Raw genomic sequence first — 13,001 nt, 5'->3', positions numbered from 1 at the left:
AGCGCCCCATCGATCGCTCAGGGTTATGACGACGCGGCCGCGTCCTCGCGTGCCACGCCCACCCACGCGAACGCCGTAGCGAAGCGGTTAAGGGCGAACCGCGGGAAGTACGAGCAACTCGCTGGTGCGGACACAGCGGGCACTCGCCGCCGGGGCCTCGTCGACGTCATCAGACCGCGTCTGATGGGCTGACGAGCGGAGCTCGTCAACGCCGTCGACGCTCCCCGGGACGAGACGAAATGTGGCCGCTTCGCGGCTGAATCGCAACCGTCCGCGGACAACATATGGCACGAAGCTTCTACTCGCACATCAAGGAGGCGTGGCGGTCCCCCAAGGAGGGGAAACTGGCAGAGCTGCAGTGGCAGCGAAAACAGCAGTGGCGCGACGAGGGCGCCATCGAGCGCATCGAGCGCCCCACGCGCCTCGACAAGGCCCGTGAGCTCGGCTACAAGGCCAAGCAGGGCGTGATCGTCGCTCGCGTGAGCGTCCGCAAGGGCGGCTCGCGCAAGCAGCGTCACAAGGCCGGTCGCCGCTCGAAGCGACAGGGCGTCAACCGACTCTCGCGCCGCAAGTCGATCCACCGGATCGCCGAGGAGCGCGCCTCGCGGAAGTACCGCAACCTCCGCGTGCTCAACTCCTACTGGGTCGGCGAGGACGGCTCGCAGAAGTGGCACGAAGTGATCCTCGTGGACCCCGCCCACCCCGCGATCGAGAACGACGACGACCTCGGGTGGATCACCTCGGACGACCACCGCGGGCGCGCCTTCCGCGGGCTCACCTCTGCCGGCACGAAGGGCCGCGGCCAGCGCACGCGCGGCAAGGGCACGGAGAAGACCCGTCCGAGCGTCACCGGCAACGACCGTCAGGGCAAGTAAGCCGACCGCGGTCCCGCCGGATTTTCCCCGTTTATCAGCCGCTTAGTGACAACGCCGCCGCGGCTTGCGCAGTTCTCTGCTCGCAGCGCTCGACCGACGAGCGCCGCGGCTCTCCGTGACTGGTTCGTGAAAAAACGAAAACGGGGAAACGCGAGCGTGCGTGTTCGAACGGCGGTACGCGGTCGGAGCGGGTCGCTGGTGGTGTCTTCCTACGGAACCTCGCTTACATCGCACCGCCCATGCCGCCCATGCCGCCCATGCCGCCGGCCGGGGCGCCGCCCTCGTCGTCGTCGCCGCCGGTCGACAGGTCGCCCGCGGAGATGATGTCGTCGATTTTCAGCACGAGGTTCGCGGCCTCCGCGGCGGAGGCGATCGCCTGCTCCTTCGCCTGGGCCGTCTCCACGACGCCGGCCTCGGCGGTGTCCTCGACCTCGCCGGAGAAGACGTTCAGCCCGGCGTGCGCGTCGCCGGCCTCGTGGGCCGCGCGCAGGTCGACGAGGAGGTCGATGGCGTCGAGTCCGGCGTTCTCGGCGAGCACGCGGGGGATGAGCTCCAACGAGTCGGCGAACGCCTCGACCGCGAGCTGCTCGCGGCCGGAGACGGAGTCGGCGTAGTCGCGGAGCCGACGGGCGAGCTCGACCTCGATGGCGCCGCCGCCGGGGAGCGTGCGGCCGTCGGAGACGGTCGTCGCGACCACGTCGATCGCGTCCTCGATGCCGCGCTCGATCTCGTCGACGACGTGTTCGGTCGTGCCGTACAGCAGGAGGGTGACGCCGTGGGCGTCCTCGCCCTCGACGTAGAACAGCCCCTCCTCCTCGTCGCGCTCGATCGAGCCGACCGCGAGGTCCTCCGCGGAGAGCGAGTCGAGGTCGGTGACGATCGGCGCGCCGAGCACGTTCTTGAGGAAGCCCAGGTCGGACTTCTTCGTGCGGCGGATCGCGAGAATGCCCTCCTTCGCGAGGTAGTGCTGGGCGAGGTCGTCGATCCCCTTCTGACAGAAGACGACGTCGGCCCCGCTGTCGACGATCTGGTCGACCTTCTCGCGCAGCTGCTTCTCCTCCTGGTCGAGGAACTTCTGGAGCTGGTCGGGAGAGTCGACGTTGACGGAGGTGTCGACGTCGGCCTCCTCGACCTCGATCGGGTCGTTGAGGAGGAGGACGTCGGCCGACTCGAAGTCGGTCGGCATGTCGTCGTGGACGGGGTCCTTGTCGATCACCGCGCCCGAGAGGAGCTCGGACTCGCCGGCCGCGCGGCCGGTGCGGGTCTCGATGTTGAGGTTCGCCAGGTCGACGACGTGGGAGCCGTCGTCGGCCTCGACGGTGACGCCCTGGATCGCGCGGACGACGAGGTCGGCGAGGGTCTCCTTGTCGAGCTCCGCGCCCTTGCCCGTCATCGACGTCTCGGCGACGTTCTTGAGCGTCTCCGTGTCGTCGGGGTCGACCTGCGTGGCGACCTCGTCGACCTGCTCGCGGGCGTACTCGCTCGCGAGGTTGAAGCCCTTGATGACCGCCGTCGGGTGGATGTCCTGCTCGAGGAGGTCCTCGGCGTTCTTGAGCAGTTCGCCCGCGATCGCGACCGCGCTCGTCGTGCCGTCGCCGGCCTCGTCCTCCTGCGTCTCGGCGACCTCGACGATCATCTCGGCGGTCGGGTTGTCGATGTCCATCGTCTGCAGGATGGTGACGCCGTCGTTCGTGATGGTGACGTCGCCCATCGAGTCGACGAGCATCTTGTCCATCCCTTTCGGTCCGAGCGTCGAGCGTACGGACTCGGCGACGCCGCGCGCCGCGGAGATGTTGTACTCCTGTGCGTCCTTGTCCTTGACGCGCTGGGCGTCGTCGCCCATGATGATCATCGGCTGACCCTGCTGCATTCGCTGGCTCATACAGCGTTTGATTGATTGTGATTCTATATAAACCCGTCGTTGAGGAGCGATCGAGCGGAGCCCGGACCGACGGTCCGCGAACCTCGGAAACCGCATGACTCCGGTTCGCTCTCTCGACATTTATGAGGATAGTTAGCACGGATCTTCACCGGAGCACGACCGCTGAACCCGGCTCGTTTATATGTGTCGTCGCTCGTCGCTCGCCGCGATACCGAGGTACGCGACCGACGACACGCGGCTCTCGGCGTCGGGTCGACCTCTGCAGGAAGCGGCGCGGGCGCGTCAACCGCGGAAGGTAGCGGCGTAGACGCGTCGCTCGCGGAGTTCAGTCACGGATGAAAAGCGGGGGCGGCGTTCGGTCGCGAGCGCTCACCGATCGAACTCGTCCTCGTCGAGGTACTCCGAGTCGACCTCGTCGAGGGACGGTTCCGGCGGTTCCTCGGCGGCGTCCAGCTCGCGTCGGTTGAGGCGGCTCTCCAGCTGTCGGCGCTTGTTCCTCCCTTTCCGCTCGCGACCCGATTTCGTGTCTGGCATCGTCACCCGTGTCAACTATACCCACACATATGAGTCTTTTGTCGAGATACGAGACGGTTCAGCGACGTACGACCGGTCTAGCGACGTCAGAGGACGTTGAGCGACGGAGAGACGAGGACGTTGAGCGACGGAGGGACGAGGACGTTGAGCGACGGAGGGACGAGGACGTTGAGCGACGAAGCGGAGACGGCACGCGTCGCTCGTCGGTTTGCGTCGTCAAGGAACGCCAGGAGAGGGATTTGAACCCCCGATCCCGGAAGGGAACACGCTTTCCAGGCGTGCGCCTTACCACTCGGCCATCCTGGCTCAGTCTGAGGTAATCCGCTGTGACTGTTAAGTCCTTCTCTTCACGCGCTTCGCCCGCAGTCGGTGCTCGGCCGCGTAAGCGATTCCGCCCGACGCGACGGCGACCGCCGCGGCCAACCCGACTATCCCGCCGTATCCGACGGGGAGGTCGCCCGCGACGATCAGGAACCCCTGCGAGAGCACGAGAACGGCGAATCCGCCGACGATACCCCACAGCGCGGCCGATTTTGCTCTGGCGCGCCTCGTCGGCCGTGCGGGGGGCTCCGCCGCGTCTGCTCTCCCTCCGGTCTCGCCGTCCTCGCCGTCCTCGCCGTCCTCGCCGTCCTCGCCGTCCTCGCCGTCCTCGCCGTCCTCGCCGCCCTCGCCGCCCATCTACTCGACGGCGGCGACGGCCTCGATCTCGACGCCGACGCCCTTCGGGAGCGCGCCAGCCTGCACCGCCGACCGCGCCGGCGGCGATTCGTTGAAGTAGCCCGCGTACGCCTCGTTCATCTCGTCGAAGTCGTCGATGTCGTCGAGGAAGACGGTCGTCTTCAGCACGTCCGTCGGCGTCGCGCCCGCCTCGTCGAGCACGGCGACGAGGTTGTCGAGGGCCCGCTCCGTCTGCTCGGCGATCGGCGCGTCGTCGAGCAGGTCGCCGCCGGGCGTCAGCGGTATCTGCCCGGCCGTGAACACGAGCTCGCCGGTCGTCGTCGCTTGGCTGTAGGCTCCGACCGCCTCGGGCGCCGCGTCTGTGTGGACGATCTCCTTCATACGCCCTCCCGTTCGGCGGGCCGCACTAAGAGTACCGGGGACCGGAGCGGACCGCCGCTCGGGACCGGAGCGGATCCCGACGAGATCGGACGGCCCCTCGGGCGGACCGGGACGGGTCACCCCGCGCTCACCGCTGGTCATATATTCCTCGCCTGCTAACACACGACACATGACGGGAGGTAACCTCCTTCCGGTCGCCGCGGTGTTCGTCGCGGTGCTCGCCGCCAACGTCGCGCTCGCGTGGTTCCTCGCGAGACGGGACTGGGAGCCGCCCGGGGCGCTCGGCTCGACCGGCGACTCGTCGCCGTCGGACGCGGACGCCGAGGGCGACGCGGACGGCGCCCTGGCCGCCGGTCCGGAGTTCGCCGCGGGCGCCGACGCCGGCTCGGCGGCGACCGGAGCCGACCCGAACGGCGATCCGCCGCCGCTCGACGTCGACGGGAAGACCGTCGTCTGCCGGCACTGCGGGGCCGAGAACCGCCCCGACTTCCGCTACTGCCGGTGGTGCGTCCGGTCGGGGTTCGCCGCCGACGGCTCGGGCGCCGCGGGCGGCCCGACGATGACCGAGCGCTCGCTGTGAGCGGCGGTCGGATCGACCCCGCTTCGGCCGGCCGCGTCCACGGATCGCGGCGGGAGCGACGCGACCGCTAGTCCGCGTCCACGCGACAGCCGCCCGAGTAGTCGATCCCGTCGATCGTTTCGATACCGTCGTCGCCGCACACCGGACAGTCCGGATTGCGACGATACGGGACGGTCTCGAAGGTCAGGTCCATCGCGTCGTAAAACAGGAGCCGACCGTCGAGCGTCTCCCCGGCGTCGAGGAGGAGCTTGATCGCCTCGGTCGCTTGGATGCAGCCGACCGTGCCGGGAAGCACGCCGAGCACGCCCGTCGCCGCGCAGTCGGGAACCGTTCCGGGCTCGGGCGCCTCGGGGAACAGGCACCGGTAGCAGGGGCCGTCGGGGACGAGGGTCGTCGCCTGCCCCTCGAACTTGTAGATCGCTCCGTGGACGACGGGGAGCCCCTCGATGCGGGCCGCGTCGTTGACGACGTACCGCGTCCGGAAGTTGTCCGCGCAGTCGACGACGAGGTCGTATCCGGCCAAGAGGTCGTGGACGTTCCCCTCGTCGAGGCGCGTCTCGTGCGTCTCCACGTCGATATCGGGATTGAGTCGGTCGACGTACCGCGCCGCGGAGTCGACCTTCGGCTCGCCCACGTCGGCGTCGCCGTGGATCACCTGTCGCTGGAGGTTCGAGCGCTCGACGACGTCGTCGTCGACGACCCCGAGCGTCCCGACGCCCGCGGCCGCGAGGTACTGGACGACGGGCGCGCCGAGCCCGCCCGCCCCGACCACGAGGGCGCGCCCGTCGAGGAGCCGCTTCTGCCCCTCCGGGCCGACCTCGTCCATGATGACGTGCCTGGAGTACCGATCGAGTTGGTCGGCGTCGAGCGAGAGACTCATGGGTCGATATGGACGGTGAGACCGTATAATCGTGTTCCCGGCCCTCCGCGCCGTTCGCGTCCGCAGTCGTCTGCGATTCCGGAGCCCGTCTCCCCGCAGTCGTCGGCGATTCCGGAGCCCGTCTGACGGGCGGACCGTTCGATCACAGTCCGCCGGCGTCGTCGACCTCCTCCGCGGGCGACGTATTCGGATCCGGGTCCCCCGCCTCGATCCGCTCGTAGACCCGTATCCACCAGTCGCTCCCGACTTCGACGAGGTACTCGGTGTAGCGGAACTCGACGCTTCCCGTCCCTCTTCGGGCGCTCTCACCGGCGTTCAAACCGAGGAACGCCAGTTCGATTTCGGCCGCGTCGACCACCTCGTACAACGGCGGGGATTTCAGGCTGCTCGGAGAGACGTTCCCCGCGTCCGCGATCGCGGAGACGATCGCCGTCGTGAGTCCGTCGTCTCGCTCGGGTTCGTGGCGTCGCTCGACGACTTGACGCCAGCGAGCGCCTCCGTCGGGAAGCGGATCGCCATCACCGGTCGCCGCGGGGTCACCGGTCCCCGTCATCCCTGGAACCGCGACCGTGCGCCCGTCGATCGCCGTCGAGAGCGCTCCCCGTCCCTTCGAGTGCCGCCAGGACTCGGTCGGCGTTCTCGGCGGGCGAAATCGTCTCGCTCGCCTCGTCGAACGCGACGACGTTTTCCTCGACCAACTTGGGGACGTGCGCGTGATAGAGGGCGATGTACACCCGCTCTCGTTGTCGCTCGGTGACCGCGCGTTCGGGGACGTCGTTCTCCCACCCGGCGATCTTCGTCGCCAGATCGGTCAGCGACCGCTCCGCGTCTCCGAGAAGCGAATAACAGACGTATCGACGCCGAGCATGAGTTAACACCTCGTAGACGTGATCTGACTCCAGCATCTGCTGGGGAGAGCATACCTCAGTTACCGGATTCTCGAACCCGGTCTCGACTTCGTCAGTCATCGTCTTTCGAAGGCGCACCGAGGTATTAAAATCCTGTGTCAGCTTAATATATAATATCAGTAGAATGTGCGAATACTTCCTCGATTACGGGTTCCAACGGAACCACTGACGCAGCGTTTCCGGTGGACACCCGACGCATCGCCGCCTGTGGGTCCGACTCCGGGGTCCCCGTCCCCGCCGTCGATTCAACAGGGTTCAAGTACTCCTCTGGCAAAGCTTGCGACATGCAGACGCTGCTTTTGAACGCCGACGACGTCGACGAGAACGCTCGCATGGACCGCGTCATCGACGCGGTGCGCGGCGCGTTCACCGCCTACGAGCGCGGGAACGCGAAGATGCCCGCGAAGTCGTACATCGACCTCCCGGAGTACAACGGCGACTTCCGGTCGATGCCGGCCTACCTCGACGTCAGGACCGAGGACACCGACGAGGAGGCCGGCTGGGACGCGGCCGGAATCAAGTGGGTGAACGTCCACACCGACAACCCCGCCGACCACGACCTCCCGACAGTGATGGGGACGATGATCTACTCCGACCCCGAGACGGCGTTCCCGCTGGCGATCCTCGACGGCACGACGCTCACGATGAAGCGAACGGGCGCGGCCGCCGCCGTCGCCACCGACCACCTCGCGGTCCCCGACGCGACCTCGCTCGGGATTGTCGGCGCCGGCGTCCAGTCGTACACCCAACTGGAGGCCATCGCCGAGGTCCGAGACATCCGAGAGGTCGTCGTGAGCGATCTCGACGAGGAGCGCGTCGCTCGCTTCGTCGACGCCTTCGACGACCGGTTCGACGTGCGGGCGGGTTCGATCAGTGAGGCCGGTCACTGCGACGTGCTCTCGACGGTGACGCCCGTCGAGGACCCAGTCGTCGGCGCCGACGACGTCGGCGATCACACCCATATCAACGCGATGGGCGCCGACGCCGCGGGGAAACACGAACTGGCTGACGAGCTCCTGCTGGACGCCACGGTCGTCATCGACGACCACGAGCAGTGCACCCACTCCGGCGAGATCAACGTCCCCTACGCGACGGGGACGCTCACGGACGAGGACATCTACGGCGAGATCGGAGAGATCGTCGTCGGGACCCGCCCCGGTCGGGCGGGGATCGACGCCGGCGGGAGCGCCCCCGGGACGGGCGCCGAGGGCGTCGCGGGCGTCACCGTCTTCGACTCCACCGGCCTCGCGATCCAAGACGTGGCGGCCGCCCGCGTCGTCTACGAGCAGGCCGACGCGGTCGACAACGGCTACCCGTTCGACCTGCTCGGCCTCGCGGAGTAGCCGGGGACGCCCCGACCGCTTTTTACCGCCGCCGCCCCTACCGATCCCGTGCAACTCGTCAGCGTCGCCGCGCTCGCGGAGAACCGGGTGATCGGGAACGACGGCGGCGTCCCGTGGCCGGATCTCCCCGAGGACATCCGCCAGTATCGCGAACGCGTCGCCGGCTCGCCGGTCATTTTAGGTCGACGGACCTTCGATTCCATGCGCGGTGACCTCCCCGGACGCCGACAGATAGTCGTGAGCCGCAGCGTCGACGCGGTGGACGTGCCGACCGCGGTGGTCGCCGACGGCGTCGACGAGGCGATCTCGCTCGCCCGCGAGCTCGTCGGCGAGCGGGCCGGCCTCGGAGCGGCGGACGGCGTCGCCGGCGGAACGGACGCCGCCGTCGCCGGCGAGACGTCGCCCGCCGGAACGGGCCCGGCCGACGACGTTCCGTACGCCGACCCGAACGCCCCCGTCTACGTCCTCGGCGGCGGGGCCATCTACGAGCTGTTCCAGCCGCACGTCGATCGGATGGCCCTCAGCCACATCGACGGCGCCTACGAGGGCGACACTCGGTTCCCCGCGTGGGACGAGACGGAGTGGCGCGTGGCGGACGAGACCGACTACGAGGGGTTCACCCTCCGCGAGTGGGCCCGGCGCCCGGACGCCTCCTGAGCGATACGTCGCCGACCGGCCGAAAAGCGGGCCGCTACTCGTCGCCGACCGGCCGAAAAGAGGGCCGCTACTCGCCGTCGTCGACGCGCTCGGCGAAGCCGAACCGGGGCTTCGCCTCGTCGATGACGACAGTCAGCGTCTCGCCGACCCCGGCGCCGGGGACGAAGACGGAGTACCCCTCGACGTACGCGATCCCGTCGCCCTCGTCGCCGAGCTCCTCGATCGTCACCTCCAGCCGGTCGCCCGCCTCGACGGGAGCGGTGTTGAGCCCCTTGGCGACGAGGTACACCTCCGAGGAGGAGTCCCGGGAGGCGGGCGGTGAGACGGTCCGGAGGTACTCGAACTCCGCGCGGACGTCCTCGCGGAAGGCGTCGAGGTCTTCTCCCTGGAAAGCCTTTACCACGAAGTCGCCGCCGGGCGCGAGCAGCTCCTCGGCCACGTCGAACGCCTGCCGCGCGAGGTGGATCGACCGGGCGTGGTCGAGGGAGTACTCGCCGGTCATGTTCGGCGCCATGTCCGAGAGCACCACGTCCGCGCCGCCCTCGCTGACCGCCTCGCGGAGGTAGTGACGGGTGCGTTCCTCCGTCATGTCGCCGCGGATCGTCTCCACGTCGTGCTCCTCGAGGTCGTCGATGCGCTGGAGGTCGACGCCGACGACGGTCCCCGACTCGCCGACCTCCTCGGCGGCGACCTGGAGCCACCCGCCCGGGGCGGCCCCGAGGTCGACGACGGTGTCGCCGCGCTCGAAGAGGTCCGACTTCTCATCGAGCTGTTTCAGCTTGTAGGAGGCCCGGCTCCGGTACCCCTGCTGTTTCGACCGGTTGTAGTACTCGTCTTTTCCGCTCATACGTCTCCCACCACGGATCGCGGTCGGGCGTTCGTCGAAACCGCGGGCGAATCGGCGTTCATACCCGGAACGAGGAGGTCGACCCGGAAATGGACATCGGATGCGAGCTCTCCCCGATCGGACGCGGGCTCCGGCTACTCGTCCGAGCGCCGTACCCGCGCTATCACTCGTTTGATCCGCGACGCGACCGCGGCCAGCGGTCCCCGCCCCGTCGACTCCGCCGCCGTCGCGGACTCCGACTCGGACTCGCGGTCGGGCTCCGATCGGTTCGCGACGATCGTCTCGTAGTTGTCGATCACCTGCTGTCGCTGTCGGTCCTTCGACTCGACGGTTCGTTCGAGCGCTTCGACCTCCGCTTCGAGCGCCTCCATCTCGGCCCTGAGCGCGTCCACCTGCTCGTCGAGCGCTTCGCGTTCGGCCGCGAGCGCGGCGACGCGGACGCGGTGGTGGTAGCCGGGACGGCGGTCGCTCGCCGAGCCCACCGACGCGGTTACTCGAAGCCGCGGACCGTCCTCGGAGTCCGCCGTCTCGACGTCGGTACCACCGGACGTCTCGGATGAGCCGGATGTAGAGGGCATTCTTGAGTGAGATATGTGTACACATACCACGTAGAAAAAGGTCAGTCAGCCGGGAGTCGGACGCGCCGCTTGCGGGCGGTTCACGACCGGTCGCGCCCGTTCACCGGCACCCGTCCCGCGAGGCGGTCCGAACCCCGGCCCGTGGCGTCGGTAGCGGCGTCGACGGGCCGGACGGCGAATCCGAGTCCCTCGTAGAACCCCCGGAGACCGGGGTCGAACGCCGCGGAGACGACCGAGACACCGGCGTCGCGCTCGGCGCGCCGGACCGCCGCGGCGACGAGCGCGGAGCCGACCCCGCGACCGCGACGCGCCCGCCTGACGGCCACGGCGTCGACGCGGAGTCGCTCCGGTTCGGGTCGCGTCGCGACCAGCGCGCCGACGACCGCGCCCGTCCGTTCGAATCGGGCGACGAGCGCGTCGCCGGCGTCGATCGCGGCGTCGACGACTTCGGGGTCCGTCTCCAGCATGGCGGCGTCGAGCACGCGGAGGACGTCGAGCCGGTCGTCGGGGTCGGCGGGTTCGACCGCGAACCCGCCGGGGGCCGTCGCCGCGGTGTCGCCGGCGCCGTCCGCGTCGTCTGCACCGTCCGCGCCGTCCGCGTCGTCTGCACCGTCCGCGCCGTCTGCGTCGTCTGCACCGTCCGCGCCGTCCGCGTCTCGCTCCCCGCTCACGCGCCGTCGTTCGCCGCGGTCCGGTCCCTCGCGTCGCCGTCCGTCGCGCCTCCCTTTACCAGTCGGAGCAGCCGGACCTCCTCGGCGTCGACGACGCGGTCGCCGGGGACCGGCGAGCCGTCGACGAGGGCCGACGCCTCCTGCGGGTGGTATCCCGCCTCGCGGATGAGGTCCGCGTAGGTCGCGTCGGCGTCGAGGTCGACCTCGCGGGTCCCCTCGCCGACGACATCGACGGCGACGTTCATCGGCGGAGCGCCTCGTCGGTGGTACGCATTCGGTTACCCGTCAAGCCGCTCGCGGAGCAGCCCGTTCACCTGTCCGGGGTCGGCGCTGCCGCCCGTCGCCTGCATCACCTGACCGACGAGGAAGTTGATCGCGCCCTCGTCGCCGTCGTGGTAGTCGGCGACTGCGTCCGGGTTGTCGTCGATCGCGGCGTCGACGGCGGCCTCGACCTCGCCGGAGTCGGCCACGCCGAGCCCCTCGCGCTCGATGACCGTTTCGGGGTCCTCGCCCGCGTCGAGCATCTCGCGTAAGACGACCTCCTCGGCGTTCTTGACGGTGAGCTCCTCGGCGTCGACCAGCTCGATCAGGCGCGTGAACTCGTCGAGCCGGTCCTCGACGTCCGTGATCGCCATCTCTCGGTAGTTGAGCTCGCCGAGCAGGTTGTCGGCGACCCAGGTCGCGGCGAGGTCGGGGTCGAACGACTCGGCGACGTCCTCGAAGAAGTCCGCGACCGCCTTCGTCGAGGTGAGCTTCGAGGCGGACTCGCGGTCGAGCCCGTACTCCTCGCGGAAGCGCTCCCGCCGGGCGTCCGGCAGCTCGGGGATCGGGATCTGCTCCTTCCAGTCCGACACCTCCAGCGCCGGGAGGTCGGCCTCCCGGAAGTAGCGGTAGTCCTTCTCGGCCTCCTTCGAGCGCATCGAGACGGTGACGCCGCGCGACTCGTCCCAGTGGCGCGTCTCCTGTTCGATCTCGCGGCCGCGACGGAGCACGTTCTCCTGTCGGGTGACCTCGTACGCGAGCGCCTGCTCGGCGCCCTTGTGGCTGGAGATGTTCTTCACCTCCGCGCGGTTCACGTCCGCGAGGGCGTCGTCGGTGATCGCCCCGTCGTCGGCGACCCGGTCCGCCGGGACGAGCGAGACGTTGGCGTCGACGCGCAGGCTCCCGTCGCGGGTCGGGTCGAAGACGCCGAGATATTCGAGGACCTCCTCCAGCTTCGCCAGGAACGCTCGGGTCTCCGCCGGCGACCGGAAGTCGGGCTCCGTGACGATCTCCATCAGGGGCGTCCCGGCGCGGTTGTAGTTCACGAGCGTGTGCGTCGCCGACTCGATGGAGCCGCCGGCGTGCTGGAGGCTCCCGGGGTCCTCCTCGAGGTGCGCGCGGGTGATCCCGACGGTCCGCGGTTCGCCGTCGACGCGGACCTCGAGCTCGCCGGACTGGCAGATCGGGGCGTCGTACTGGGTGAGCTGGAAGTTCTTCGGCAGGTCGGGGTAGTAGTAGTTCTTCCGGTGGAACGTCGTCGTCTCGGGGATGTCGGCGTCGATCGCCTTCCCCACCTTCACCGCGGCCTCGACGGCGGCCTCGTTCAGGACTGGCAGCGCGCCCGGGAGCCCGAGGCAGGTCGGGCACGTGCGCGTGTTCGGTTCCTCCTCGTCTCCGGGCTCCGTCGAACAGCCGCAGAAGATCTTCGTGTCGGTCTCGAGCTGGACGTGGACCTCCAGCCCGATCACGACCGTCCGCTCCTCCGTCGCGGCCTGAGTGCTCATTACCGACCCGTTGCGGGCGGGCCACCTAAATCGTGTCGGGACCGATACGTCGTGTATTACCGCCGGAGTTGGGTGGATTCCGGCGTTCGTGGCCCCTTTCTCTCCGTCGTTCCCGTCGGTGGTGCGGAGAACACCTCCAAAGCTCCGGTCGCACGGTTATAAATCGTTGATTACGGACCGACGGAGAACACCTCCAAAGCCCCAGCCGGGAGGCGGGCGCACGCTCGCTGTGCTCCTCACTCGGTCGCTCACTTCGTTCGCTCCCTCGTTGCGGTGCTTGCGTCGCCTGCGCCCGCCTCCCGGCTGCCCCTTTGAGTCCCGCCCGCCTGCACCGCGACCGTACCTCACGCCTCCCCAGCCTCGTCACCGGCGCGTAGCGCCGGTTGCAAGCGAGAGCTTTGCTCTCGCCCTGTCGCTGGCG

Annotated in this window: 17 protein-coding genes and 1 tRNA gene; 5 read left to right on the top strand and 13 right to left on the bottom strand. The window is 69.2% G+C overall.

The features are described 5' to 3' along the window. Together DJ73_RS20635 and DJ73_RS10575 are read left to right on the top strand one after the other, a co-directional pair. A partial coding sequence (locus DJ73_RS20635; protein WP_217900438.1) for a hypothetical protein occupies positions 1-192 on the top strand: 192 nt, incomplete at its 5' end. Between the two features lie 92 nt (positions 193-284). Continuing rightward, a complete protein-coding gene (locus DJ73_RS10575; RefSeq protein WP_094525022.1) occupies positions 285-875 on the top strand; it encodes a 50S ribosomal protein L15e in 591 nt (196 codons plus the stop codon). A gap of 223 nt (positions 876-1,098) precedes the next feature. On the opposite strand, the gene thsB is transcribed toward DJ73_RS10575, so the two are convergent. The 5 genes from thsB to DJ73_RS10555 all read right to left on the bottom strand — a co-directional run bounded on the left by thsB (position 1,099) and on the right by DJ73_RS10555 (position 4,350). Continuing rightward, on the bottom strand, positions 1,099-2,745 hold the full coding sequence (thsB, locus tag DJ73_RS10570) for a thermosome subunit beta (protein WP_094557924.1): 1,647 nt from the start codon (positions 2,743-2,745) through the stop codon (positions 1,099-1,101). 381 nt (positions 2,746-3,126) lie between these two features. After that, positions 3,127-3,291 carry a hypothetical protein gene (locus tag DJ73_RS20330; RefSeq protein WP_170938361.1) on the bottom strand — a complete coding sequence of 55 codons (165 nt, stop codon included), beginning with the start codon at positions 3,289-3,291 and terminating at the stop codon, positions 3,127-3,129. 224 nt (positions 3,292-3,515) lie between these two features. Continuing rightward, positions 3,516-3,597: transfer RNA gene (locus tag DJ73_RS10565), tRNA-Ser, on the bottom strand. A gap of 27 nt (positions 3,598-3,624) precedes the next feature. Continuing rightward, on the bottom strand, positions 3,625-3,969 hold the full coding sequence (locus DJ73_RS10560; protein ID WP_094557923.1) for a hypothetical protein: 345 nt from the start codon (positions 3,967-3,969) through the stop codon (positions 3,625-3,627). After that, the gene (locus tag DJ73_RS10555) at positions 3,970-4,350 is read right to left on the bottom strand and encodes a Rid family detoxifying hydrolase (RefSeq protein WP_094557922.1); all 381 of its coding nucleotides are present in this window, start codon (positions 4,348-4,350) and stop codon (positions 3,970-3,972) included. It abuts the gene before it with no gap. Positions 4,351-4,519: 169 nt separating this feature from the next. Between DJ73_RS10555 and DJ73_RS10550 the strand changes: the two genes are divergently transcribed. After that, a complete protein-coding gene (locus tag DJ73_RS10550; RefSeq protein ID WP_094525019.1) occupies positions 4,520-4,930 on the top strand; it encodes a hypothetical protein in 411 nt (136 codons plus the stop codon). Positions 4,931-4,997: 67 nt separating this feature from the next. Here the strand turns inward: DJ73_RS10550 and DJ73_RS10545 are convergent, their stop codons facing one another. From DJ73_RS10545 to DJ73_RS10535, 3 genes are all read right to left on the bottom strand, one after another. After that, the gene (locus DJ73_RS10545) at positions 4,998-5,810 is read right to left on the bottom strand and encodes a molybdopterin-synthase adenylyltransferase MoeB (RefSeq protein WP_094525018.1); all 813 of its coding nucleotides are present in this window, start codon (positions 5,808-5,810) and stop codon (positions 4,998-5,000) included. Between the two features lie 142 nt (positions 5,811-5,952). Continuing rightward, positions 5,953-6,363 carry a HalOD1 output domain-containing protein gene (locus DJ73_RS10540; protein WP_094525017.1) on the bottom strand — a complete coding sequence of 137 codons (411 nt, stop codon included), beginning with the start codon at positions 6,361-6,363 and terminating at the stop codon, positions 5,953-5,955. Then, positions 6,347-6,778 carry a hypothetical protein gene (locus DJ73_RS10535; protein ID WP_094525016.1) on the bottom strand — a complete coding sequence of 144 codons (432 nt, stop codon included), beginning with the start codon at positions 6,776-6,778 and terminating at the stop codon, positions 6,347-6,349. Before DJ73_RS10535 ends, DJ73_RS10540 begins: the two co-directional genes overlap by 17 nt. Before the next feature lie 224 nt (positions 6,779-7,002). Between DJ73_RS10535 and DJ73_RS10530 the strand changes: the two genes are divergently transcribed. Together DJ73_RS10530 and DJ73_RS10525 are read left to right on the top strand one after the other, a co-directional pair. Continuing rightward, the gene (locus tag DJ73_RS10530; RefSeq protein ID WP_094557921.1) at positions 7,003-8,061 is read left to right on the top strand and encodes an ornithine cyclodeaminase family protein; all 1,059 of its coding nucleotides are present in this window, start codon (positions 7,003-7,005) and stop codon (positions 8,059-8,061) included. A gap of 48 nt (positions 8,062-8,109) precedes the next feature. Continuing rightward, positions 8,110-8,718: a dihydrofolate reductase gene (locus tag DJ73_RS10525; protein ID WP_094525014.1), complete on the top strand. Its 609-nt coding sequence runs from the start codon at positions 8,110-8,112 to the stop codon at positions 8,716-8,718. A 67-nt stretch (positions 8,719-8,785) separates the two neighbouring features. On the opposite strand, the gene DJ73_RS10520 is transcribed toward DJ73_RS10525, so the two are convergent. The 5 genes from DJ73_RS10520 to gatB all read right to left on the bottom strand — a co-directional run bounded on the left by DJ73_RS10520 (position 8,786) and on the right by gatB (position 12,580). Then, on the bottom strand, positions 8,786-9,565 hold the full coding sequence (locus DJ73_RS10520; RefSeq protein ID WP_094525013.1) for a 23S rRNA (uridine(2552)-2'-O)-methyltransferase: 780 nt from the start codon (positions 9,563-9,565) through the stop codon (positions 8,786-8,788). A gap of 134 nt (positions 9,566-9,699) precedes the next feature. Continuing rightward, entirely contained in the window at positions 9,700-10,143 is a 444-nt protein-coding gene (locus DJ73_RS10515; protein ID WP_094525012.1) for a hypothetical protein, read from the bottom strand. An 80-nt stretch (positions 10,144-10,223) separates the two neighbouring features. Then, a complete protein-coding gene (locus DJ73_RS10510; protein ID WP_321166845.1) occupies positions 10,224-10,814 on the bottom strand; it encodes a GNAT family N-acetyltransferase in 591 nt (196 codons plus the stop codon). Then, a complete protein-coding gene (locus DJ73_RS10505) occupies positions 10,811-11,059 on the bottom strand; it encodes a ubiquitin-like small modifier protein 2 (RefSeq protein WP_094528151.1) in 249 nt (82 codons plus the stop codon). Before DJ73_RS10505 ends, DJ73_RS10510 begins: the two co-directional genes overlap by 4 nt. Before the next feature lie 33 nt (positions 11,060-11,092). Next, complete coding sequence (gatB, locus tag DJ73_RS10500; RefSeq protein ID WP_094525010.1) at positions 11,093-12,580, bottom strand: Asp-tRNA(Asn)/Glu-tRNA(Gln) amidotransferase subunit GatB; 1,488 nt, start codon at positions 12,578-12,580, stop codon at positions 11,093-11,095. Positions 12,581-13,001 lie beyond the last annotated feature (421 nt).

Origin of the sequence: Halorubrum sp. Ea1 (assembly GCF_002252965.1) — an archaeon.
In the GTDB taxonomy this organism is placed as follows: Archaea; Halobacteriota; Halobacteria; order Halobacteriales; family Haloferacaceae; genus Halorubrum.
This window is presented reverse-complemented; position numbering and strand designations above follow the sequence as displayed.